This is a genomic window from Nostoc sp. DSM 114160 (assembly GCF_053470305.1).
Map to the genome: position 1 here is coordinate 1,720,957 of NZ_JBPFGO010000002.1, position 22,740 is coordinate 1,743,696.

Consider the following 22,740-nt stretch of genomic DNA (forward strand, 5'->3'; position numbering starts at 1 on the left):
AAGTTGGGGATGGGGGATTGGGCATCGGGCATTGGGTTTGGATATTTCCCTATTCCCGTTCGGCTACGCTACTTCGACTGCGCTCAGTACAAGTCACGGCAAGCCTATTCCCTATTCCCTATTCCCCTTCTTTACCCTTTAATTAACACGTTGTGTTTCTACGCAATTTCTAACGAATCAAGTCGTAGGAAATATCTGTCTTAGAAGGAATGTTGGTGTTGCGATCGATTTCTTCAAACAGGGTATTTACAGTCCAGTTGAGGAGGTTGATCACACCTTGATAACCAATGGTGGCGTAGCGGTGTAAGTGGTGGCGATCCATGATGGGGTAGCCGATTCTCACGAGGGGAATCTTGGTGTCGCGCCACAGGTACTTACCGTAGGTGTTACCAACTAAGAAGTCTACTGGTTCGGTGAACAACAATGAACGCATGTGCCACAAATCCTTACCAGGCCAAACAGTTGCATGTTGACCGAAGGGGCTAGAAGCAAGCAATTCTTTGATTTCTGCTTCAAATACTTCGTTGCTGTTGTGAACCAAGATATGCACAGGTTCAGCACCCATTTCTAGCATAAAGCCAACTACGCTGTATACTAAATCTGGTTCACCGTAGATAGCGAAGCGCTTACCGTGAATCCATGCGTGAGAGTCAGTCATGGCATCAACTGCCTGACCGCGTTCAATTTCCAATTGTTCGGGAATGGGGATACCGCTCAATTCGCTGAGTTTCATCAAGAACTCATCAGTACCCTTAATGCCCCAAGGACGGGAAACTGAAGTTGGTTGGTTCCACTCTTTTTCAATGTACTCGCGGGTTTTGGGGGTAGAGTGTGCTTGCAGAGCGATCGTTGCTTTTGCATTGATTGAATCTGCTGCATCTTCTAACTTTGTACCACCTGGGTACATATCGAACTCACCTGTGTTAGGTGAATCCAAGTAGTCGCTGTTATCAGCTAGAATTGTGTAGTCAAAGCCGAACAGCGAAGCAATCCGCTTGATTTCGCGGTTGTTACCTACATAGGTGTCAAAACCTGGGATGAAGTTGATTTTACCATTGCTGGTTTCTTTCTTATGACCTGCGGTCAAGTTAGAAAGAATTCCCTTCATCATGTTGTCGTAACCAGTGATGTGGGAACCGACAAAGCTTGGGGTGTGAGCGTAAGGTACTGGGAAATCTTGAGGAACTGAACCAGCTTGTTTAGCGTTGTTGATGAAGGCTTGTAAGTCATCACCAATTACTTCTGCCATACAGGTGGTGCAGACAGCGATCATCTTGGGCTTGTAGAGTTGGTAAGAGTTCGCCAAGCCGTCAATCATGTTTTGCAGACCACCAAACACGGCTGCATCTTCAGTCATTGAAGAAGATACACCAGAGAATGGTTCTTTGTAGTGACGGGTTAAGTGGGTGCGGAAGTAAGCAACGCAACCTTGAGAACCTTGAACGAAAGGTAGAGTACCTTCAAAACCAACAGCAGCAAAGATTGCTCCTAGTGGTTGACAACCTTTAGCAGGGTTAACGGTTAAAGCTTCACGAGCGAAATTCTTTTCACGATAATCCCAACTCTTTGTCCACTCTGCAACCCGTTGTACTTCTTCGGTTTCGTGACCGTTTTCAAACTGCTTTTTGTTTTCAAATAGCTGTTGGTACTCAGGCTGGTGGAATAACTCGACGTGATCTTGAATTTTTTCGGGATTCTGAGGCATTTTTGGATCTCCAAGGTTACTGAATTCTTTACTAATCGAGATGGGAGTGGGAGAGACGCGATTAATTGCGTCTGTACAAGGGAGGTGGAAATATGATTCAAAATTCAAAATGCAAAAATCAAAACAAAATTTTAATTTTTTAATTTTGAATTTTGGATTCCCAACTCCCCCCTGGGGTTTTAACCCCAGGTTATCCTTACTTATCGCTCTCTCCCATTTCCCTAAACGGCAGCTGTAGCCTTAGCTTCAGCCTTCTTAGCCTGAGCTTTTTCATTCCAAGGAGCGCCAATTAATGACCAAGTTGGGCTGTTGAGTGCCAAGTCCATATCACGAGCAAAGATGGCGAAGCCGTCATAACCGTGATAAGGGCCGGAGTAATCCTTTTTGTGGTTTAATTCTTTTCAACTGTCTAATGTTTGCAGTAAACAGTGTCAGCGATAAACATTGTTCTCTGAGAACACATTTATTTTTAGCCTAAATATAGGCTAAAAACACAGCATAATTAGGTTCAGGACTCACGCATCATCTAAATGTTGTCCTGAGCCAAGGCGATTAAACAATCGCCCGTTTTTTTGCTCATCTCTGCAAGCACAGCAGCAAAAAGAACACATGAGAACAAAAGTACTACTGGAATTAGAGAAAGTTAATCTGCGTTTGAAGTCTGCAAAAGCAAAGGTGACAATTAGAGAATCGAATGGAAGTCTGCAATTACGAGCGACGTTGCCAATTAAGCCAGGAGACAAAGATAGCAACGGTACTGGGAGAAAGCAATACAATCTCAGTTTGAATATTCCCGCTAACTTGGATGGACTCAAGACGGCTGAGGAAGAAGCTTATGAGTTAGGAAAGTTAATCGCTCGTAAAACTTTTGAATGGAATGACAAATATTTAGGAAATGAGGCAATTAAAAAAGGATTTAAAACTATAGGAGAATTACTCGAACGATTTGAAACTGAGTATTTTAAAAACCATAAACGAACTACAAAAAGCGAACATACTTTCTTTTATTATTTTTCCCGAACTAAACGATTTACGAATTCTAAAGATTTAGCGATCGCTGAAAATTTGATAAGTTCCATTGAACAAATTGATAAAGAATGGGCTAAGTATAATGCAGCTAGAGCGATCGCAGCATTTTGCGTGACATTCAATATCGAAATTGATTTATCTAAATATTCCAAAATGCCTGAGAATAATTCCCGCAATATTCCTACAGATGCGGAAATAGCTGATGGAATTCTCAAGTTTGAAGATTATTTGGATAACAGAGGCAATCAAGTTAATCAAAATCTTCAAGATAGTTGGCACCTTTGGCGGTGGACTTATGGAATGTTAGCAGTTTTTGGTTTACGTCCACGGGAACTTTTTATTAATCCTGATATTGATTGGTGGTTGAGTCAAGAAAATACAGATTTGACATGGAAGGTTGATAAAGATTGTAAGACTGGTGAGAGAGAAGCATTACCTTTACATAGACAATGGATTGAGGATTTTGATTTGAGAAATCCGAAGTATTTGGAGATGTTAAAGGGTGCGATCGCTAAAAAAGATAACACTAATCATGCTGAGATAACCGCGTTAACACAGCGAGTTAGTTGGTGGTTTCGCAAGATAGGATTGGATTTTAAACCCTATGATTTACGTCATGCTTGGGCAATTCGGGCGCATATTTTGGGAATACCAATTAAAGCGGCGGCAGATAATTTGGGGCATAGCGTACAAGTTCACACGCAAACTTATCAGCGTTGGTTCTCGTTAGATATGCGGAAGTTGGCAATTAATCAGGCTTTGAGTAAGAGGAATGAAGTTGAATTGATTAGGGAGGAGAATGCTAAGTTGAGGATGGAGAATGATAAGTTGAAGTTGGAGGTTGAGAAATTGAGGATGGAGTTAGTTTATAAGCGGAGTTATACTCAGAATTAATACCAATTTTAGATAATTTGGTATAATCTATGGATGAAATTATTGAGATATAAAAAAATAGAAAATTATGGCGCTAGTAACTCTCCAACAAATCATTAAGCAGCTTGAAACACTTGAAATAGAAGAACTTCAACAGCTTAATCAGATGATTCAAAAGTATTTAGCTGATAAAGAAGAAACAGTCAAGCAAGCAGCATTTCATCAAGCTCTAATCTCTTCTGGCTTAGTAAAGCAGATTAAACATCCTGCTTATGAACCAATAACTGAGCGACGGCTAATTCATGTCGAGGGAAAGCCTATTTCTGAAACTATCATTGAGGAACGCCGTTAGATGGCAATTTACTTCATAGACAGTAGTGCATTGGTCAAGCGTTATATTAGTGAAACTGGGTCAGATTGGGTTTTGGAGCTATTTGATCCAACTCTCAATAATGAGGTATTTATTGCTGCAATAACCAGTGTAGAAATTATAGCGGCAATTACCAGGCGATCGCGTGGTGGAAGTATCAGCATTACAGATGCGACAATAACACGCAATCAGTTCAAACGTGATTTACAGAAAGACTATCAAATTGTTGAAATCACAGAAAATATTATTAATTCTGGAATAGTATTGTCTGAAACTTATGGTTTAAGAGGTTATGATGCTATCCAACTAGCAGTAGGTCGTGCAGTCAACACCATTGGTATTGCTAATGGATTACCTTCTATTACTTTTGTCTCCGCAGATAATGAATTAAATGCAGCAGTTGGAAGTGAGGGATTAATGATTGAAAACCCTAATAGTCACTCATAATGCAGACTCACTTATTATATTTACTACTGAGATTGATGTAGTACGTTGCACTATGCGGTGATAGTACTGCTTACTGGGTAAAGACAAGCATTAATATCACATCAATGAATAGATTGAAGATTTTGATTTAAGAAATCCTAAATATTTAGAGATGTTAACAACAGCGTAGGTATAGCCCATCTAGACATCAATAAAAAAGATAACACTAATCATGCTGAGATAACCGCGTTAACACAGCGAGTTAGTTGGTGGTTTCGCAAAATAGGATTGAATTTTAAACCGTATGATTTACGTCATGCTTGGGCAATTCGGGCGCATATTTTGGGAATACCAATTAAAGCGGCGGCAGATAATTTGGGGCATAGTGTGCAAGTTCATACGCAAACTTATCAGCGTTGCTTCTCGCTTGATATGCGGAAGTTGGCGATTAATCAGGCTTTGAGTAAGAGGAATGAAGTTGAGCTAATTAGGGAAGAGAATGCTAAGTTGAGGATGGAGAATGAAATATTGAAGCTGGAGATTGAGAAGTTAAGAATGGAGTTAGCTTGTAAGTATAGTTAAATTTCTTAACAAATTTATATGGTGCGTTATGCTATGCAAGACGCACCTTAACTACTGAAGTTTGTCACACCAGTAGAACGCCTTATTACAAATAGGCATTGCAAAATTTTTAATCGGGGGTTGGATGAATAGACTTCAAATCTTTGGCAAGTCTCTCTAGCTTATCAGTAGCATCTTTAGCAATTTGGGCACAAAAGGTAGTAGAAATTAATCCTGATGCACCAGTGACAGCTCCTTCTGAAGTTCTGCCACTAAACAGCAATGCTGCTCCTACAACACTGATGCTAATTGAAAAGGCAACTGCTGCTGCCAAAAGGTCAAAAGTTAACCTAGCCTGCCGCAGTTGTTCTTGAAGATACGCTATCTGAATTTCACGGAGAGGATCGGGTTGATCATTACCAAAGAATTTTAACTTTACCATTTTATTAGGTTTCGATTGTGATAGGGCTATGTTAGCTTATGTTAGCTTATTCTTCAATTTTCTAACTTTTTTCTAACAATGTGATGTAAAATTACGATGTAGTAGTTCTGCTAGGTTCATGAGTGCTAGACATACAGTTGCGGATGCTAGTGTCTATAATCAGCCGGGGTACTACCGTACTTTGTGGTTAAAACTATGCTTACTAAGCAATTTCTATTGGCAATAGCGCGTGAATATAATCTTTCTCCTGCTGAAACAGAAGCATTTGTACTCGTTTTCGGTAATGAAAAGGGTATGGAGGCTGTGGCTGATGAGCTAGAAATTTCACCTACAGCTTTGAGAGTTAGACTTAGTGCGGTTTACAAGAAGTTTAATATTAATGAGAGTGGTTCCAGAAAACTAACTAAGTTACAGCAGTTTCTAGAAGGAAAGTACATCGAATTTGATAAAAGAGGTATTGATAGTGTTAAGCCAGAATATTTTTGGCTACGTGAACCTTTATCTGAGAATAAAACAGACCAACTAATTCTTCAGCAAGAAAGCCTTGACTGGGCACTTGAACATGCTGTAAGAATTGGTGATACTGATTTACTACCAATTCCATTTGAATATCAAGCAATTAAATATAATTGGCCTGCAATACGTCAGTATTTGTTAGACCAAAATCTGTTTGAATGGGAAGTTCGTCCCTACATAACGCTGCTGGCACCTAAAAAAGGTTATAGGTATGCTTTTCGTGATATTAGCCAAATAGATCCCTTAGATTTTATTATTTTTGCTGCAATAATTAAAGAAATTGGTAGAGATATAGAATCAATACGAATACCTATTGAAAAGAAAATCGTATTTTCAAATAGGTTTTTACCTGAAAAAACCGGGCAGATATTTGATATACACATTGGATATCTACAGTTTGAAGAAGAAATTCAAAAGATTATAGAACAGCAACCTGATTTTACCCATATTTTATTAGTAGACATCACTAGTTTCTATCAGCGTATTCATTTGCCTTCATTACAAAAATTACTAAGTTATATTTCTTCTAAATTTTCCATGCACATAAAAGTGCTAATGAATATGCTTAAAGGTTGGAGCATCACTGAAGATTATGGAATTCCTGTTGGTACTGCTCCAGCAAGACTTTTAGCAGAAGCAGCCATATCTAAAGTAGATGAAGCGTTACTTGCCAATGGTGTTAAGTTCGTAAGATATGTTGATGATTTTCGCATATTTGCCTCAAGTCGTACTGAAGCTTATCGTTATTTAGCTTTTATGACAGAAATACTCAAAGCTAATCATTTTGAAGTACAATCCGAGAAAACTGATATATTGTCTATCAACAGTTATCAAGAAGTATTCTCAAGGAAAAAAGAATCTCAGGAAAAAAATGCTAAAATATTAGACAATATATATAAAGATGTAGAAATAAAATCAAATACAAAAAATGAAGAAAAAAATACTTTTTTATTAAATGAAATAATTCAATTTTTAAGAAAAGAACTTAATAGCGATCGTGAAAAATCAGACTTAGGTATTGTTAAAACAGGACTAATATCATTCACAAAATTTAAAGATGATTCAATTGTTAATGAAATACTAGATAATGAGAAACTAGTTCTGATTCTCCCTGCTTTTCGTAATATAATCAAATATTTGCAAAACCTTGAATTAGTGTTGAGCTTCGCAAGAAGAGAAGAGATTGGCTCCCTTCTACTTGAATTAGTTGAAGACTCAATCATTAGTGAACTAGAGTATTATCGAATATGGGCAATTGACTTATTTGTAACCTCCAATAGGTGGGGCAATCACAAAAAGCTAATTAGTCTTCTTGGTGCTGATCTTGAAATTAGTCGGCGACAATTAATTCTAGCTTTAGGTATAGCTAAACAGCGAGATTGGTTACTTCATATTAAGCTGAGAAAGTTGTCTAATGAATCTCCTTGGACGCGACGTGCTTTGCTTGCAGCAGCTAGATGTTTGCCAGATGATATTCGAGAACATTGGTTTAAATCTGTTGAGTTACAACTAGGCGATGTTCTTGATAAAGCTGTGACAAAGTGGGCAATGGAGAATCCATTACCTAATAAAATAACGTCTGATGACTCCAATCCTTATTAGGCGTTTTAACAAATAGCAATGCACAGTTAGCATATTAAGCTAATGGGTAAGTCTGCGGTTAGATAAAATGATAAATGCTTGAAAGAACAAGTTGAGCGATCGCCTCAATAGATGCTGGAGTAAAAAAGAAAGGATATTCATAGGCGCGCGCTCGGCAATAATTAAACATGATTTAGCGCGATCGCGTAGTGGAAAAAATAAATTTAGTATAATCGCATCTCTGATGTAAGGTGTGTGTCACAAAGGACAACGCACCTTCATTGTATCAGCAGGCGATCGCATTTCTCGCGTAGGGTGCGTTATTGCATTGATTGACATCCAAAACTTGAGGTGATTGTGCAATGGCAAAGCTAGACCAGTATCGTGAATATATTCAAAATTTACTAACGAAGTATGACAGTTACCAACCTTCAGAAGAAGATGTTGAAATCCAATTGATATTCGATACGGCGCGAGATCATTACCAGATTCTAGAGATTGGTTGGGATGGATATGACCGAATTTATAATTGTGTGATACATCTTGATATCAAAAATGAAAAAATATGGATTCAACGTAATATGACGGATATCCAAATTGCTGAAGATTTGACTGAGATGGGAGTATCTAAAGGAGATATTGTTTTGGGATTACAGCCATCTTACCTGCGTATATTGACGCAGTATGGCGTAGCGTGAATTTATCTAAAAAGTAATTACAGAATAAATCTCTGTTTAGTACGCATCCCTTACTTAGCGTGCGTTGTTGCAAAAAACCAGAGTCACTTTACTCAAAAACAACGCCGCGATAAATTTTTGCCATCGATAATGCGATCGCAACTGAATCTAAAAAAATAGATACCTCTAAACTGCTAAAATCACTGAGCAACTAACCTTCGGCTTGTTTACTGTAGCGTTTCACAAAAGGTTCATCTTGCTCGACTAATAAATATTCGCTAAAACTCGGAATTGATCGATACATCCGAAATTTACTTTGGCGATCGTAATCTGCGGTGGAACGCCGATCAACTTGTGAGCGAGGGAGTGCCTAAGCAAGATATTGCGATCGCATATCATGCACCTCATGTACGGCAGTATACATTTGCTGTAGGCTAAACCTATTGAAAAAGTCTGTTTGCGATCGCTACTCGCAAACAGACTTGACTTTTTCACCTTTCTAATTAAGCCTGTTCCCAAAGCTGACGTACATCATCAGGGAGCGCGCCAGCAACTTCCTGAATCCGCTCTGGGGAAAGTTCGTCTTTGGTAGCAGAAAACACCGCTTTAACTGCCTGTTCTGCGTTGACCGATCCTGGAACCCCTCCTTCATTAGCAACCCGCGTTAGAAATAGTTTGGAATCAATTCCAATAGGAGCCGGGCCTTTTAAAGGTTGACGGATTTTACTTATAAATCTCACAATTGGATTGGTGTCTTTCCAGAGTTCAGCCACTTCTAACTGGAGTGCTTTTTCATCTGTGGACACAGCCTCTGTATGCAGTTCTGACTCGACGCGATCGATTGTGTCTGTAGTCATTAAGTCACGCATAACGCGATACACAACTTCGGTAAAGTCTCTTGCATCATACAAATCTGCAAATCCGCTTTGAACCATAACTTTTTCAAGAAATGAGTGATGTTCGTCGGCGATCGCAGTTCGATTATCTTCAATCTCCGTTGGGTCAATTTCTGGAATATCTGTTCTAAAACTTTGATCTGGCATTGTTTTTTCTTCTGGTTATTAATTTTGAGTCTTTATGCTTACCTTATGTAAGGTCGCACAAATCAAAAACCCTTAGTATCATCCAGAAGTTTGAGATGCCATCTATTCAAAAGTTAGAAATCCATCTGATTTGCATGGATACAGGTAGCAGGACTACGCCCCAACAAAGGTTTTGGAGGGCACATATTTAATTTCTGAAAACATCATATCTATTAGATATCTTGGCATTTGTAACTTTTGCCTTGACGTTGGGGTGCATGTGAAAGGTTACTGGGTTTGAGAAAATTCCATCCTTTACCCTTTCCCCTTTACCCTTTACCCCACAAATGCCAAGAAATCTATTGAGTAGAGCAATACTCCTAGTGTTTTTGCTTGTTGTAGACATCGCCCATTGGTACCAAAAAACAGTCAAAATAAATGAGTTAGTATAAAAGCAGCCGAAACAAAGATGCTAGAAACAACAAACGTCGAAATTCACACTTCCCATGTCAAAGTTCCTAACAATGACTTAAAAATCGATGCTTATTTAGCTCAACCAGCACAAAATGGAATCTTTGGCGCGGTTATAGTTTTTCCAGAAATTTTTGGTATCAACAGTAATATTCGAGATATCACCGAATTAATCGCCAAACAAGGTTATGTAGCGATCGCTCCGGCAATGTATCAACGTATTGCTCCGGGTTTTGAGGCTGATTTTAGCGCTGAAGATGTTGGATTTAGTCCAGAAGCCTATCGGCTGGGGTTGGAATATTATCAACAAGTAAAATATCAAGAGATATTCAGTGATATTCAAGCTACCATTACTTATCTCAAAACTTTACCCAATGTCAAAGATGATGCGATCGGTGTGATTGGTTTCTGTTTTGGCGGTCATGTTGCTTATATGGCTGCAACTTTACCGGATATCAAAGCCACAGCTTCGTTTTATGGTGGCGGGATTACCACTGCTAGTTATGGTGAAGACACTCCAACCGTTAATCGTACCTCGGAAATTAAAGGTACTATTTATGCATTTTTTGGTACAAGAGATACATTAGTTTCCCAGGAAGAAAACGAGCAAATTGAAGCAGAATTAAAGAAACATCACATTAATCATCGTGTATTTCGATACGATGCCGGACACGGTTTCTTCGCCGGATTCTTCAAAGACAAGTACCCATTTATGGAACAACACCCAAGTTATAATCCTGAAGCGGCTCCTGATGCTTGGCAACATGTTTTAGAACTGTTTCAAAATCACTTGTGAAATGTAAGAATTCAGGAATCAAAAGTCAGAATCCAGAATGATTATTAAATTAAGGATGCTATAACTTCTTAATTATTAAGCTTGGTTTCCAAAATCTTCTTAATTTTGTAGCATCGCTTTTATTTCAATTTGCCAAAATTTTGAGTAATAACACACATACTACGATCGCACTCATTGGACAAGAGTGCGATACTGTTGTCTTTAAGCTTTTGAGTTTTTCAGCAGTAATTGACAACCACATAAAAACGGGTTTGGATTTTCTATGCGATCGTCTGCAAGCACTTCAATGGTAAGCTTGCTGTTGTAAATCAATTTGTCATAATCCATCAATGCATCCCACTTGATCTTGCCAGTCGGGAAGCCTAGCTGTGAAGCTGAATCAAATATCAACTCTTGCCATTTCTGAATCTCTGGATCTTGTGATTTGCAGTAATCGAGAATGGCAATTAAGGCACCAGGCTTAGTAACTCGCAGGATCTCTGCAAGGGCGCGGACTGGATCGCTAACGACACAGAGGGTAAATCCCGATGCTGCTGCATCAAAACTATTATCAGGAAAATCCAGATTGCAGAGATCCGATACCTTAAAGGTGATGTCTGCGGATACGCGCTTTTTACGTGCTTCATCCATCATCTTCTCAGAAAGATCGACACCAACGACACTTACACCTTCAGGATAGGCTGGAAGATTAAGGCCAGTTCCTACCGCAGCATCCAATACGGTTTGTCCTGGTTTGAGCTGCAAGGAGGCAATTAAGGGTTCGCGCTCAATGTGCCAGTAACGCTTCATAATTGCGTCATAATCCATCGATCCCCGATCGTAGGTTTCAATCACCTGATGTATGTGCATAGATTTTTTAACAAACAGAACTACTGACTTTAACTATCTGTTCAACTGTATAATCTGTTTGCGCCCAAAACTTGTATATTCTCTAACCAACAAAAAAACTTTATAGTATATTCTCTAACCAACAAAAAAACTTTATAATAGATAAATTCTCCGATATCCTTTGAGCGAACAATATCTATAACAGCGAAGTGACAAGATTGGTTGGTGTCTTATCAAAAATCGCGATCGCCCTAAACAGCAAATTATTGCTCAAGCTTCGTAAATTAGCAAAGGTATTGTTACTTACAGCAGTTTACAAGTCAATGAAGTACACCCCTCCTCAACTTGAAATCTGCTGTATAATTCAAAACTCTCTACATCTTCCTGTGCCCCCATGCCTCAGCCATAATTCATAGTTCAACCATTCTTTAGCCGCAGAGGAATCTGAATGATAAACTCGGTTCCTTTTCCAGGAGTTGAGAAACACTCCAGTTTACCGTTATGTTTTTCTGTGACAATTTGGTAGCTGATGGACATACCCATTCCGGTTCCTTTGCCAACGGGTTTAGTGGTGAAAAAGGGATCGAATATTCGTTGCAGAAAGTCTTGAGAAATACCAACTCCGTTATCAGCGATCGCCACTTCTAACCACGTTGAATTAACTACCGATGTGCGAATTTTAATTTGACTGGGATTTTCCTTAATTTCCTCATAGGTAAGCTTAGTATTATTTTCTTCTAACGCATCAATCGCATTTACTAAAATATTCATAAATACCTGATTGAGTTGTCCGGCATAGCATTCTACTAGGGGTACAGTGCCATAGTTTTTAATCACCTGAATTTCAGGTTGTTCTGGTTTAGCTTTGAGGCGATGCTGCAAAATCATCAAAGTACTGTCGATGCCTTCATGAATATCGACCCGTTTAAATTCCGCTTCATCGATGCGAGAGAAATTCCGTAGCGACAGTACAATTTGGCGAATGCGATCGGTGCCTACTCTCATTGAAGACAACATTTTTGGCAAGTCTGACTGCAAGAACTCTAGATCGATGTCTTCAGCAACGGTTTGAATCTCAGCAGCAGGGTAGGGATTATATTGCTGATACAACTGCATCAGTGCTAATAAATCCTGAGTATATTCCTGCACATGGGCGAGGTTGCCATGAATAAAGTTAACCGGATTATTAATTTCGTGTGCGATTCCAGCCACTAGTTGTCCCAAACTAGACATTTTTTCACTTTGAACAACTTGAGATTGAGTACGCTGCAATTCTCCTAATGCATTTTTAAGTTCAGTGGTGCGTTCTTCTACCCGTTCTTCTAGTTCTTCTTTGCTTTTCTCTAAAGCAGTAAAGGATTCATGCAATTGCCCTGCCATCTGGTTGAAAGAGTTAGATAGGGTATTAAGTTCTTGAATGGAACTAGTTTTTAATGTCTGATTGAAATTACCAAACGCCATTGCCTCACTTGCCCAACTCAAGCGCAGAATCGGGCGGACAATCCAATGGGAGGTAAACACGCCCATCACAGAAGCAACAACTAATGCGCCAAAACAAAGAGCGATCGTGGTGCGCGTGTTGGCGTTAATTTGGGACATAAATGTGTTTTCTGGCACACTCACTACCATCAGCCAATTCAAACCATATTTGTCACGCCAAGGTAAAACATGGACAAAATGCCGTTTTCCTTCCATCTCAATTTGAAAATCTGTGTCTTGGGTAATAGACCCAAACCCAGAAGTTTGGAAATGTTTGCCAACGTTCTGGATGATTGGGGTCAGAACTATCGATCGAGTGCAAGCGCCGGGTCTGTTGATTGACCACGACAAAAGGCTTCTCTGTACCGGAACTGGCAATTAATGTGCCATCCCGCTCCAAAAGGAACACTCGCCCAGACTGACTAATATTCAAACTGCGTAAAAAATCGCTGAGTTTTAGTAGGTGAATGTCTGTTGCAATCATTCCTAGTAAGCGATTTTGCGAATCATAGATGGGACGACTAGCAGAAGCAGCAATATAGGGGCCAGTGGGATAATTTCCAGCTACAATCTTTGCCCAAATAGGTTTACCAGCGGCGATGGGTTGGGTATACCAAGATTCAGTAAAATTGTTCCAAGTCCATCGGGTATTTATTTGAGTTCGATTACCTCGATCGTCTGTGGCATAAGTGAAAGTATTATTGGAAAGCTTGGCAGTCCAATCATCAATGGTAATAGTTTTGCCATCATAACGAGCGACTCCCAGCCCCTCACCCGTTGTTAGTCCAATACCAATATAAGTTAGGTCATAAGCCTGCATCTGATCCCAGAAATACTTGCCAAGGGTTTGGCGATCGCCCACATCCAATAGTCCCCTGTGAATAGCATCTGCGTTGATCTGATTAAGGGTTTGTGGAATGGAAAGATAAGACTTGAGGTGTTCATCCACTACATCGCTGGTGCGATTTATCAACTGTTCGGCTAGGTCGTTAACTGCTCTTTGCCCATTTTTAAAAGACAAATAACCTACTAAGCTGACCGCTGCAAAAATTTGGATCAGGAAGGGAACAATAAGAACAATCTGTAATGGGAACGCCTTAGCTTTGCCGAGATAGGGAGTCTTCATTGCTGGAAGCTGAAAGTTGTGCTGATTTGATTTGCTTCTATAGTTCCCAAGATGTTCGCATACTCACATTTGTTGAAATTTTTTTGTCCAGTCAAAGTCGGCTTTAGGGTGGAATGGTACTTTCTTAGGCAAAAATTGCTGCCCAGATTCCCAACTTCCACTCTCCAGATGTCTGCAAGCAGTTGGGGATCTAAATCCAGCGATTTAGTAAGTGACATTTAGATTTAGGGTGCGTTGCAGAAGTTATTTTTCGTGTATTTGCCTTGCTTCAAAGCAGGAAAATCAGAGTTTAATTCTAGATATTAGCAATCACATCAGCACCAAATTTGATTTTTTTAATGTATTTTGATGAGTTCAACTTTTCAATTTGGAGTAATTTATGCAGCAATTTCAAGTAATCTTAGATAGTTTGAATATACGTTCAGCACCGATTGTTGATGAAGCTAATCAATTAGCATCTCTTTCAAAAGGATATATTGTATCTAAAATTCAAAATTCGGATAATGAAAAGTGGTGGAAGGTTGCAACTATTATTGAAGGAAAAACTTTAGAAGGTTTTGTCGCTCAAAAATTCCTGAGTCCAGTCACAAAATTTTCTATTAAGACCGTTCTGAAAATTGGTGAAATTCCTATTCTCCAGGCGAATGGAGAATCTGCATTTTTCTATGAAGCAGGGATGAGCATTAATGCTGATGGTGCGCCTAATGCTTATCACCCCGCAGATAAAGGGATTGATTTTTTGGCAAATGCTGGGTATTCAGATAACTGGTGGGCACTAGCTGTAGATAAAAACGGCAATCCATTTATTCAAGGCAGTACCGATCCATATCCTGGATACTATATTTCTACAACTGCATTATGCGACTCTGGATTTGCTAAACAAGATCCACGTCGCTATGTTGATTCAACAAAGATTCCGTATATTGTTCTTCCAGGAAATGATGGTTTTAGAAAAGCTACAGGCGTTAAATTAGGAGATTTTGCAGTTGTTTACAACACTAACAACAAAAAACTCGCTTTTGCAATTTATGCTGATGTTGGCCCTAAAAACCAGATTGGAGAGGGTTCAATAGCTTTGTCTCAGGCTGTTGGAAACGATCCATTAGTACAATCAAGAGTCAAGCGAGGAATTCCCAAGGATATCATTTATATTGTTTTTCCAGGTTCTGGGAATGGACAGCCAAAAACAATTTCCGAAATAGAAGCTGAAACTCAACGATTCTTTGAAATATGGGGTGGCGTAGAACGGATCGAGTCTTTATAAAAGTGTACCTGATGGAAAATCTGAGGTGCGATCGCATCTCAGAGTTCGGTTACAACTAAGGGAACTCCAAGAAATAAATTATCCAATATTATGGACTGGACCGGCTTTTCGTCCCAGTCCATAGGGCGGGCGAGACGCCCACCCCACAATAAATAGTTGTATATTTTTTTATTTGGAAGTCTCTAATACTTGTCAGGTTTTGGGGAAGGAGAAAAGGGAAAAAACCTTTTCCCCTTCCCCTTTAACCTTTTCCCCAAACCTAATTCGGAATTTTGAGTAATAACCCATATCCTAAGTTGTCGCTGCTGGTTTGTTTCCATTCTTGCTCTCCACACTGGCAACGAATGACAATTGCTCGTTACTGGGAGTTGGTGACTCGCCTCGTAGTCTCTGACGACGCTGATTTTTAGGAACTCCTCCCGCCATCCCGTACTCCACACTGCTTTTGCCGTATCGAGTCCCCACTGCCATTAGCATGTGTTCTGTCATATCTGCCAATTCGCCTTCTGTTTCCAGCATTTCACGATACAATTTATCCAAGCTGGAAAGGGCACTATTATATGCATTTTCTCTAGTTCGCATCGTTTCGATGAGAGTAGAAAAGGCAGGTAAAGTAAGTCCATTGCCTAAATCTAAACTTGGATCGATTGAGTTGATGCTAGCCGCCCGACGCACTGCTTTTTCTAGTACAAGAGAAGTTCTTTTTCTCCGAGCCACGATCTACACCTTCTAATAAAGTACGGTTAATATTCTTTACCTTAAAAGGCTTACGTATAATTCAGCCTGAGAGAATTCTGGCAAATCTGCAATGGTTTTTGCTACAAGCGCGATATTTGTCATGAATGCGCGAAATACTGAAATGAGAAAGCAAACTGGGGTTTGAGAAAGTAAAAGTTGCTTTTGCTTGCGGAAAACACCAAAATGAGTAAGTAAAAGCTGCTTTTGCTTGCGGAAAACACCAAAATGAGTAAGCAAAAGCTGCTTTTGAGTAAGTAAAAGCTGCTTTTGCTTGCGGAAAACACTAAAATGAGTAAGTAAAAGCTGCTTTTGAGTAAGTAAAAGCTGCTTTTGTTAACTAAATTTGACTTTATCTATATTTTTAAGGTGCAATAACTAGTTTCGATCGTTGTGAGAGCTGATTCGTAAAGAAAATCTTAAGGATACCCAATTTATTGCTGGGCATGACTTTCAGAGAATTAACCCTTAATTGACTCAAATTCCTGAAACCCTTACCAGACAAATACTTTACTCTAGTTTACAAATTAGCTCTTAGTGATGATAAATCAGCTCATGAAGTAGAAGTTCATTTGATAATATTAACAAAGTGAGCGATCGCTTAGTCTTTTGAGCAGACTAGCGAAAACTTATAGGTCACAACAGGTAAAGGCGTTTACTTTTTCAGCAAAAAGAGTACCATCATGAGTGTAGAACTATCTAATTTTATCTGTGTCAGCAAAAGACATTTTTCACGAAGCAGTTAAGCAAGCTCTACAAAAAGAGCAATGGGTAATTACAGACGATCCACTCAAATTTAAATTTGGTAACGTCAACTTTCAGATTGATTTGGGTGCAGAAAGACTAGTTGCAGCCGAGAGAGCAGGTGAGAAAATAGCAGTCGAGATTAAGAGCTTTCTGAATCCTTCTGCAATTACAGATTTCTACGGGGCTTTAGGGTCAATTCCTTAGTTATCGCTTGGCACTCAAAGCGACTGAGCCTGAGCGAGTATTATATTTGGCAGTTCCAGTAGATGCCTATCGAACTTTCTTTCAACTTGAGTTCACGCAAACAGCAGTACAAATATATCAAGTTTTGTTGGTTGTGTACGATCCAGTGAATGAGGTGATTGTGCAATGGATAAAATAGCTAAGTATCGAGAGTATATTCAGACTTTGCTTACTCGTTATGCCAGTGACGATGTTTCAGATGATAAGGTCGAGGCTCAACTCATCTTCGATACAGAGCGAGATCATTATCAGTGGATGAATGTGGGTTGGCAAGAATTCGATCGCATTTATCGATGTGTCATCCATTTTGACATTAAAAACGGAAAAATATGGCTTCAGCAGAACTTAACAGATCAGAATCCTGCTGAGGAGTTAGTCAAGATGGGTGTTCCCAAAGATGACATCGTTTTGGGATTGCAGCCTCCCTATAAAAGGCAGTACACAGATTACGGCGTTGCTTAAGGAATTAGCCATATATGCAGTAGTGCGTTGCGCGATCGCTGATAATAATCTGGGCGATGTCAACAACAGGCTACGCCCACGTACTCTTGGGCAGAGAAAGCAAAAACACTATAGCAAAGCCTAAAAAAACAATCTAGCAAAATTATTGTCCGCCTCACTACCAGCCCTTATTGATTTTAAAGGATTGATATCAGCTTTCTTATGCGCTCGCCGTTTTCTTAGAGGATTACTTTGCCTCAATCCGTGAAGCCAATTGTATTAAGGTTATCTGTAGAGCAATACAGATAGTTAATCCTATCTAGACTGGATTAAATAATTAATTATATTTAAAATAATTAAATGAGTCGGGTAAAACACATAAAACCATCTAGCTCGTGAACCTTGTTTTCCATTGAATTGAAAAACAATGAATCCTGCAATAATAGCCCAATATTGCACTCTATCACTTATAAATAGAGTTACTAAAATAAAGTGAAAGAAGCACCAGTAAAGCAACCATACATTAGGCTTTAGTTTTTCTATTAGGGACATTAAAAAAATTACTCCAATCCCATATACTCTATATTCAACGCCCAAGCCCTCGGCAACTACTGCACACAAGCCGATAATTATTAATTGCTGCCATAATTGCGAATAACGCCTTACTAAGCGCAACATCACAAGTCCCAGAAGAAGCGTAAAGAGAATATTAAGTGCTAAACTCTGGAAAACAATACTATAAATAGGCTGAGATATTATTGCTGTAATTAATAGTCTCCTCCCATAGCGGTATGCATTTTGGGTGTGTTTTTCGCCTTCAACCAGAAGCCATGCAAACAGGGGAAAACTGAATCGTCCAACTAAGTGCAAGATTCTTAACTCTGGCATTAGCAAATAGCACACATGATCCATAACCATGAACACTGCGGCTAAGATTTTAATGTTAAAAGCTGAAACTTTAATCACAATGTCACAGTTACCTTGGATTCTTTTATATAATAGAATCCCAAAAATTTTATTTAATTTTATTTATTTAATATAAGAGTTATTCAAAATACTAGCAATTTGATAACATATACAAAAAGGGCAATGTCTACGATGGGCTGTTACCCTCCTGTGTCGCTTTAAGCATACTCCTACGGAGAAGCAAGCTACGCGTAGCGTCTCAAAGAGAGCTATGCCAGAGGCTTTACGCTACGCTATTGGTGACGCCCTCTTCAGCAGAAAATCCAGAAATATTATGGCAAAGCGTAAAAAAAGCAATCTTCAGTGGATAAAAGAAACCCTTGAACTAAAACCCGATCATCGCTGGGAATCTCCATCAGGTTATAAAATTTTTGTCGCAGATCGAGGCGCTGTTCGCTTCAATGTTCCTCAAAATTGGGTGTTTGAGCCACAAGAGAAATCCTTCAAGTTCATGGATAAAAAACCGCCCAACGATGATTGCTGTCTAGAAGTATCTTTTAATCGCCTCCCACCCAACGACTGGAGCCAGTTTCCGCTAAAATCCACATTGAAGAAAATCCTGGAAGACGACAGCCGCAACGTCATTGAGAGGGGAGAAATTATTACCGTCAAGCGTCAAACTGCCAGAATTGTCTGGACAGAGATGAAGTTCATTGACACTCAAGAAGAACCACGGGAAGCTTTTTCGCGGACTTGCATTGGTTTGGGGTCGAATGTTCAATGCTTAATTACATTTGATTATTGGGCAGATCAAGCAGAACAACTAATACCCGTTTGGGATGAAGCAATCCGTAGTCTCACGTTAGGGCTGTATATCCGTGACCCTATGACTGGTTTGGCTTTCCCAGATTGAGCCATAAAGATGAATCGTGAGAAGGGTAGAATTAATAATACTTCTGCTTTCAATATCGGGAATGCATCTAAATCCACTCACGCAGCTAATTTTAAAACGAGGTTTTGACAGATTTCAATCAGGATTAAGATCGCGTTTCGCTGCTTATAGGCTGAAATATACACTGACTTACTGTGAACCTAGTGATAATTCAGCTATGCGTCTTGATTTTGAAAGTTCATTACATCTTGGTAGAGTAACAGTTTGGGAGTCAGGAGCTTGTGAGATGGATATTTTAGAAATATCTACTGGTAACAATGTCTTTTATGAAAGTCACCAGTTCAATAACGAAAAAGAATTTCATCGAACCTATCCAAGACTGGTAATTTTTATGCGTGATATGTTGCGACTTAATTCAGACGATATTTAGTTAAAAACCATTATAAATAAGTGCTAGCGTTTTCGTTTTTCTTAGTGTATCAATCCTATTTGATTTGCTCTCCATAAACAGACTCAGATCCTCAGGGGAAAAGCATCTAATTTGTTTTGACAAAATGTAACTCACTTGAAGTTGACAGCGACAACATCTACATTCTTTGTGAGAATTCTTTGTGAGAACAACTATGCTAACAACAACTCGACAGCAGCAGTTTGATGCAATTGTGATTGGCTCTGGAATTGGTGGGTTGACGGTTGCCGCGCTCCTATCTAAGCTTTATCACAAAAGCGTTTTAGTGTTAGAACAGCATTTCACCCCTGGAGGATTCACCCATACCTTTGAGCGCAAGGGAAAATTTCTTTGGGATGTGGGGCTGCACTATGTTGGAAATATGGGAGATGGAGGCACTGGCAAAGCTGTGTTTGACTATCTCACCAATGGCAATTTGAATTGGCACAAGATGCCCGATCCGTTTGAAAAATTTGTCTACCCGAACTTTACCTTTGAGGTTTATTCTGACCCCAATCGCTTTCAGTCCGATCTAATCCAGCGCTTTCCTCGCGAGCAGACAGCTATTCGACGGTACTTTAAGGATGTCCAGAAAGCGGCATTTTGGTTTGGGGCGCATTCAATGTTGGAGCTATTTCCGGTATTGCTGCATCCTCTACTCAGGCGGTTTGTTCGTCATTTTGGGGCTATTGCTAGACAAACGACCCAGCATTATTTGAACAGACATTTTCAAGATGCCCAACTCAAAGCATTACTGGCTTCCCAGTGGGGAAATTATGGCTTACCGCCATCCCAAAGTTGCTTTGGGATTCATGGTGCGATTGTTACCCATTATTTTAAGGGCGGCTGGTATCCTGTGGGTGGGGCAAAGGCGATCGCCCAAGCCATTATTCCCGTGATTGAACAGGGGGGTGGTGTCGTCATCACCCAACGCCGAGTCACAGAAATCTTGTTGGAATCCGGGGTGGCAGTGGGAGTGAAAGCCCAAGATACAGCACATACCAAGGCAGACCTGGAAACGTACTTTGCACCTATTGTGGTATCTGATGCCGGAGCCTTCAATACTTATGTGAAGCTGATTCCACCCAACTACGCGCTGGCAGAGCGCCAGAAAATTCAAGCGTTTCCAAAAAGTAGCAGTATGGTGACGGTATATTTAGGGTTAAAAGATAGTCCACAGCAACTAGGGTTTCAGGGTGAGAACCATTGGATTTACACGACCTATAACCACGATGCAATTTTCCAAGATCCACCCATCTCTGCTGATAATTTACCTAAATTCTGCTATCTCTCGTTTCCATCGCTGAAAGATCCATTAGCTGAGGGGCATACGGCAGAAATCATTGCCTACGTTGACTATGATTTCTTTTCGCAGTGGCGAGAACAATCCTGGCGACGGCGAGGCGCGGATTACACTGAACTCAAAGCCCAAATTACCCAATCCCTGATTCAGTTAGTGGAGCGCCACTATCCTGGCTTTCAGGATTTGATTGAGTATACCGAACTCTCGACTCCACTGACGGTGGAACACTTTGATGCTAGCGATCGCGGTGCTATCTTTGGCATTCCCTGTATTCCTGAACGCCTGGATCAATCCTGGATCGGGGCTAGAACGCCAATTAAAAATCTATACCTGACCGGAGTCGATACACTTTCACTCGGCATTATGGGAGCGATGATGGCTGGAGTGAAAACAGCAGGTGTTTTAAATGGAGCATTCGGCTTTTTTAAGATTATGACAACCATCATGAGAAGGTGACAGAGAAAGCTTTACGAGTATATAACATTGATAAACCCAGACATAAGATATTACCAGGACTTACGCAACTGGCACAAAAAGGGGGTAAGGTGCAGCCCTAGCCAGCGACAATTCAACTCAAACCAAGCACATAAGAATACTTGGGCGTTTTAGTTGCTGAATTAAATAATTAGAAAGCAAATTATGCTTGATTTGATAAATAGTTTGACCAGTTTGATAGGCTAAATTCTTTAATCTAATCCAAACCAACATTGCACAAGCAATATGATTTCTTTGAAGCCTAGCTTTACGACATTGACAAGATTCAATGCCTGTTAGTTGTTTAATCTCTCGGTGAAACTCCTCGATTTTCCAACGAATTTTACACACCTCTTGTACAACATCCGTGGAGCTTTGAGATAAATCGTTAGTGGCGATATAATCCGTTCTGTTGGTAGAAACAGTAACCCGGAATAGTTTCACTTTTTTCTTAGCTGGGAACCCTTTAATTTTAATTATCTTACCACAGTCTAGTTCTTCAGGACTCCATTCTAATAATTCAATACGTTTATATTTGTCTTGTCCAAATGTATCATCAACTAACCGATTATTTTTTAAAGGGCAATAATATATTTTCTCGATTGCATCAATATAAAGCATTAAACTATGTACGGCATACCATGTGTCCATCAAAACAGTATCGAATGGTAAAAGCTTATGATATACAAGGTTTTGCAGCATGTCTTTCACATGGTCTATCTTGGTTTTACCATCGACATCAGGATTAAAAATGCGGTAATCGATTACCCAAAATTTTTGAAGAGTAGGGTTGACATACACACAGCTAACTACACCAATACCTTTGAGGACACCATGTTCATTACCACTATATTGTTTTCTGACTGTTTCTATTTCTTTAGAATACCTTTTATCTAAAACGCTATCATCAAATATTATGTAACCATTAGCATCAGGTTCAATTACCTCTTTCACGTTATCCCATAATAACCGAGGTGTTAATTTTTCTCTGTTTAAATAATAGTTAATTGCATCATGGCTAATACTTTCTAAATGCTCTGCCAAATTAGTCATTGTATAATTAATCTGACTACTTAATAAGTATTGGCAGTAATCAAGCTTAGTAAATTTCATTACCGTAAGCAACATTTATCTAATACAACCTCTACCTATTTTCTCATGAATCTTTCATGCTTTGCCTCCAATACACCTGCCTCTATTACGAATACAAGGCTTTCGGAATTAAATTCAAATAATACTCATGTACTAGCTAGCGGCGATCGCTCTGTGCCAGTTGCGTAAGTCCTGATTACTTAAGTCATAATTTAACTAGTTACTTTTATCCCTAGTCTATAGCTGTTTGAAATCATATTCTTATAAACATGAGACATCAACCAGATTAAGGT

Annotated in this window: 22 protein-coding genes and 5 pseudogenes; 16 read left to right on the forward strand and 11 right to left on the reverse strand. The window is 39.5% G+C overall.

Annotation, left to right across the window (positions count from 1 at the left end; translation table 11 throughout):
- Window positions 1-169: 169 nt before the first annotated feature.
- Together nifK and NSTCB13_RS24640 are read right to left on the reverse strand one after the other, a co-directional pair.
- Window positions 170-1,705 (reverse strand): nitrogenase molybdenum-iron protein subunit beta, encoded by a 1,536-nt coding sequence (gene nifK / locus NSTCB13_RS24635; protein ID WP_445630346.1) that lies wholly within the window; start codon window positions 1,703-1,705, stop codon window positions 170-172.
- A 221-nt stretch (window positions 1,706-1,926) separates the two neighbouring features.
- Window positions 1,927-2,094: pseudogene (locus NSTCB13_RS24640) on the reverse strand (nitrogenase molybdenum-iron protein alpha chain); the annotation flags it as partial.
- Between the two features lie 220 nt (window positions 2,095-2,314).
- Here NSTCB13_RS24640 and NSTCB13_RS24645 point away from each other — a divergent pair.
- The 4 genes and pseudogenes from NSTCB13_RS24645 to NSTCB13_RS24660 all read left to right on the forward strand — a co-directional run.
- On the forward strand, window positions 2,315-3,628 hold the full coding sequence (locus tag NSTCB13_RS24645; RefSeq protein ID WP_448274105.1) for a site-specific integrase: 1,314 nt from the start codon (window positions 2,315-2,317) through the stop codon (window positions 3,626-3,628).
- Between the two features lie 67 nt (window positions 3,629-3,695).
- Entirely contained in the window at window positions 3,696-3,959 is a 264-nt protein-coding gene (locus NSTCB13_RS24650) for a hypothetical protein (protein ID WP_448274106.1), read from the forward strand.
- Entirely contained in the window at window positions 3,960-4,424 is a 465-nt protein-coding gene (locus NSTCB13_RS24655; RefSeq protein WP_448274107.1) for a type II toxin-antitoxin system VapC family toxin, read from the forward strand.
- Window positions 4,425-4,536: 112 nt separating this feature from the next.
- A pseudogene (locus tag NSTCB13_RS24660) lies at window positions 4,537-4,985 on the forward strand (site-specific integrase); the annotation flags it as partial.
- A 109-nt stretch (window positions 4,986-5,094) separates the two neighbouring features.
- Here NSTCB13_RS24660 and NSTCB13_RS24665 read toward each other — a convergent pair.
- Window positions 5,095-5,406, reverse strand: coding sequence for a TRADD-N-associated membrane domain-containing protein (locus NSTCB13_RS24665; RefSeq protein WP_448274108.1), 312 nt, complete (start codon window positions 5,404-5,406; stop codon window positions 5,095-5,097).
- 195 nt (window positions 5,407-5,601) lie between these two features.
- On the opposite strand from NSTCB13_RS24665, the gene NSTCB13_RS24670 reads away from it, so the two are divergent.
- Both NSTCB13_RS24670 and NSTCB13_RS24675 read left to right on the forward strand, forming a co-directional pair.
- Entirely contained in the window at window positions 5,602-7,524 is a 1,923-nt protein-coding gene (locus NSTCB13_RS24670) for a reverse transcriptase domain-containing protein (protein ID WP_448274109.1), read from the forward strand.
- 341 nt (window positions 7,525-7,865) lie between these two features.
- A complete protein-coding gene (locus tag NSTCB13_RS24675; protein ID WP_448274110.1) occupies window positions 7,866-8,201 on the forward strand; it encodes an element excision factor XisI family protein in 336 nt (111 codons plus the stop codon).
- Window positions 8,202-8,289: 88 nt separating this feature from the next.
- On the opposite strand, the pseudogene NSTCB13_RS24680 reads toward NSTCB13_RS24675, so the two are convergent.
- A pseudogene (locus NSTCB13_RS24680) lies at window positions 8,290-8,520 on the reverse strand (Uma2 family endonuclease); the annotation flags it as partial.
- A gap of 14 nt (window positions 8,521-8,534) precedes the next feature.
- Here NSTCB13_RS24680 and NSTCB13_RS24685 point away from each other — a divergent pair.
- A complete protein-coding gene (locus tag NSTCB13_RS24685) occupies window positions 8,535-8,618 on the forward strand; it encodes a hypothetical protein (RefSeq protein WP_448274215.1) in 84 nt (27 codons plus the stop codon).
- 65 nt (window positions 8,619-8,683) lie between these two features.
- Here the strand turns inward: NSTCB13_RS24685 and NSTCB13_RS24690 are convergent, their stop codons facing one another.
- The gene (locus tag NSTCB13_RS24690; RefSeq protein ID WP_448268124.1) at window positions 8,684-9,223 is read right to left on the reverse strand and encodes a DUF2267 domain-containing protein; all 540 of its coding nucleotides are present in this window, start codon (window positions 9,221-9,223) and stop codon (window positions 8,684-8,686) included.
- A 448-nt stretch (window positions 9,224-9,671) separates the two neighbouring features.
- Between NSTCB13_RS24690 and NSTCB13_RS24695 the strand changes: the two genes are divergently transcribed.
- Window positions 9,672-10,469 carry a dienelactone hydrolase family protein gene (locus tag NSTCB13_RS24695; protein WP_445630340.1) on the forward strand — a complete coding sequence of 266 codons (798 nt, stop codon included), beginning with the start codon at window positions 9,672-9,674 and terminating at the stop codon, window positions 10,467-10,469.
- 201 nt (window positions 10,470-10,670) lie between these two features.
- Here NSTCB13_RS24695 and NSTCB13_RS24700 read toward each other — a convergent pair whose 3' ends face one another.
- The 3 genes and pseudogenes from NSTCB13_RS24700 to NSTCB13_RS24710 all read right to left on the reverse strand — a co-directional run bounded on the left by NSTCB13_RS24700 (window position 10,671) and on the right by NSTCB13_RS24710 (window position 14,120).
- Window positions 10,671-11,318: a class I SAM-dependent methyltransferase gene (locus NSTCB13_RS24700; RefSeq protein ID WP_448274111.1), complete on the reverse strand. Its 648-nt coding sequence runs from the start codon at window positions 11,316-11,318 to the stop codon at window positions 10,671-10,673.
- Between the two features lie 396 nt (window positions 11,319-11,714).
- Window positions 11,715-13,902, reverse strand: a pseudogene (locus NSTCB13_RS24705) (sensor histidine kinase).
- The gene (locus NSTCB13_RS24710; protein WP_448274112.1) at window positions 13,899-14,120 is read right to left on the reverse strand and encodes a hypothetical protein; all 222 of its coding nucleotides are present in this window, start codon (window positions 14,118-14,120) and stop codon (window positions 13,899-13,901) included. Before NSTCB13_RS24710 ends, NSTCB13_RS24705 begins: the two are co-directional and overlap by 4 nt.
- A gap of 161 nt (window positions 14,121-14,281) precedes the next feature.
- Between NSTCB13_RS24710 and NSTCB13_RS24715 the strand changes: the two genes are divergently transcribed.
- Entirely contained in the window at window positions 14,282-15,166 is an 885-nt protein-coding gene (locus NSTCB13_RS24715; protein WP_448274113.1) for a glycoside hydrolase family 75 protein, read from the forward strand.
- A gap of 291 nt (window positions 15,167-15,457) precedes the next feature.
- On the opposite strand, the gene NSTCB13_RS24720 is transcribed toward NSTCB13_RS24715, so the two are convergent.
- Window positions 15,458-15,883 (reverse strand): hypothetical protein, encoded by a 426-nt coding sequence (locus tag NSTCB13_RS24720; RefSeq protein WP_448268129.1) that lies wholly within the window; start codon window positions 15,881-15,883, stop codon window positions 15,458-15,460.
- A 729-nt stretch (window positions 15,884-16,612) separates the two neighbouring features.
- On the opposite strand from NSTCB13_RS24720, the pseudogene NSTCB13_RS24725 reads away from it, so the two are divergent.
- The 3 genes and pseudogenes from NSTCB13_RS24725 (at window position 16,613) to NSTCB13_RS24735 (ending at window position 17,477) form a co-directional block, all read left to right on the forward strand.
- Window positions 16,613-17,030, forward strand: a pseudogene (locus NSTCB13_RS24725) (XisH family protein).
- A complete protein-coding gene (locus NSTCB13_RS24730; RefSeq protein WP_448274114.1) occupies window positions 17,018-17,353 on the forward strand; it encodes a XisI protein in 336 nt (111 codons plus the stop codon). Before NSTCB13_RS24725 ends, NSTCB13_RS24730 begins: the two are co-directional and overlap by 13 nt.
- Window positions 17,346-17,477 (forward strand): hypothetical protein, encoded by a 132-nt coding sequence (locus NSTCB13_RS24735; protein WP_448274115.1) that lies wholly within the window; start codon window positions 17,346-17,348, stop codon window positions 17,475-17,477. Before NSTCB13_RS24730 ends, NSTCB13_RS24735 begins: the two co-directional genes overlap by 8 nt.
- Window positions 17,478-17,647: 170 nt before the next feature.
- Here NSTCB13_RS24735 and NSTCB13_RS24740 read toward each other — a convergent pair whose 3' ends face one another.
- Window positions 17,648-18,298 carry a TraX family protein gene (locus tag NSTCB13_RS24740; RefSeq protein WP_448274116.1) on the reverse strand — a complete coding sequence of 217 codons (651 nt, stop codon included), beginning with the start codon at window positions 18,296-18,298 and terminating at the stop codon, window positions 17,648-17,650.
- Window positions 18,299-18,572: 274 nt separating this feature from the next.
- Here NSTCB13_RS24740 and NSTCB13_RS24745 point away from each other — a divergent pair, with 274 nt between their 5' ends.
- The 3 genes from NSTCB13_RS24745 to NSTCB13_RS24755 all read left to right on the forward strand — a co-directional run bounded on the left by NSTCB13_RS24745 (window position 18,573) and on the right by NSTCB13_RS24755 (window position 21,337).
- Complete coding sequence (locus NSTCB13_RS24745; RefSeq protein ID WP_445630332.1) at window positions 18,573-19,151, forward strand: hypothetical protein; 579 nt, start codon at window positions 18,573-18,575, stop codon at window positions 19,149-19,151.
- Between the two features lie 61 nt (window positions 19,152-19,212).
- Window positions 19,213-19,560 (forward strand): immunity protein TriTu family protein, encoded by a 348-nt coding sequence (locus NSTCB13_RS24750; protein WP_448274117.1) that lies wholly within the window; start codon window positions 19,213-19,215, stop codon window positions 19,558-19,560.
- A 193-nt stretch (window positions 19,561-19,753) separates the two neighbouring features.
- A complete protein-coding gene (locus NSTCB13_RS24755) occupies window positions 19,754-21,337 on the forward strand; it encodes a phytoene desaturase family protein (RefSeq protein WP_445630330.1) in 1,584 nt (527 codons plus the stop codon).
- A gap of 117 nt (window positions 21,338-21,454) precedes the next feature.
- On the opposite strand, the gene NSTCB13_RS24760 is transcribed toward NSTCB13_RS24755, so the two are convergent.
- Window positions 21,455-22,468, reverse strand: coding sequence for an IS701 family transposase (locus tag NSTCB13_RS24760; RefSeq protein ID WP_448271396.1), 1,014 nt, complete (start codon window positions 22,466-22,468; stop codon window positions 21,455-21,457).
- Here NSTCB13_RS24760 and NSTCB13_RS24765 point away from each other — a divergent pair.
- Window positions 22,439-22,636 carry a hypothetical protein gene (locus NSTCB13_RS24765; RefSeq protein WP_448273232.1) on the forward strand — a complete coding sequence of 66 codons (198 nt, stop codon included), beginning with the start codon at window positions 22,439-22,441 and terminating at the stop codon, window positions 22,634-22,636. The two genes, NSTCB13_RS24760 and NSTCB13_RS24765, sit on opposite strands and share 30 nt — an antisense overlap.
- The last annotated feature ends 104 nt before the right edge of the window (window positions 22,637-22,740 follow it).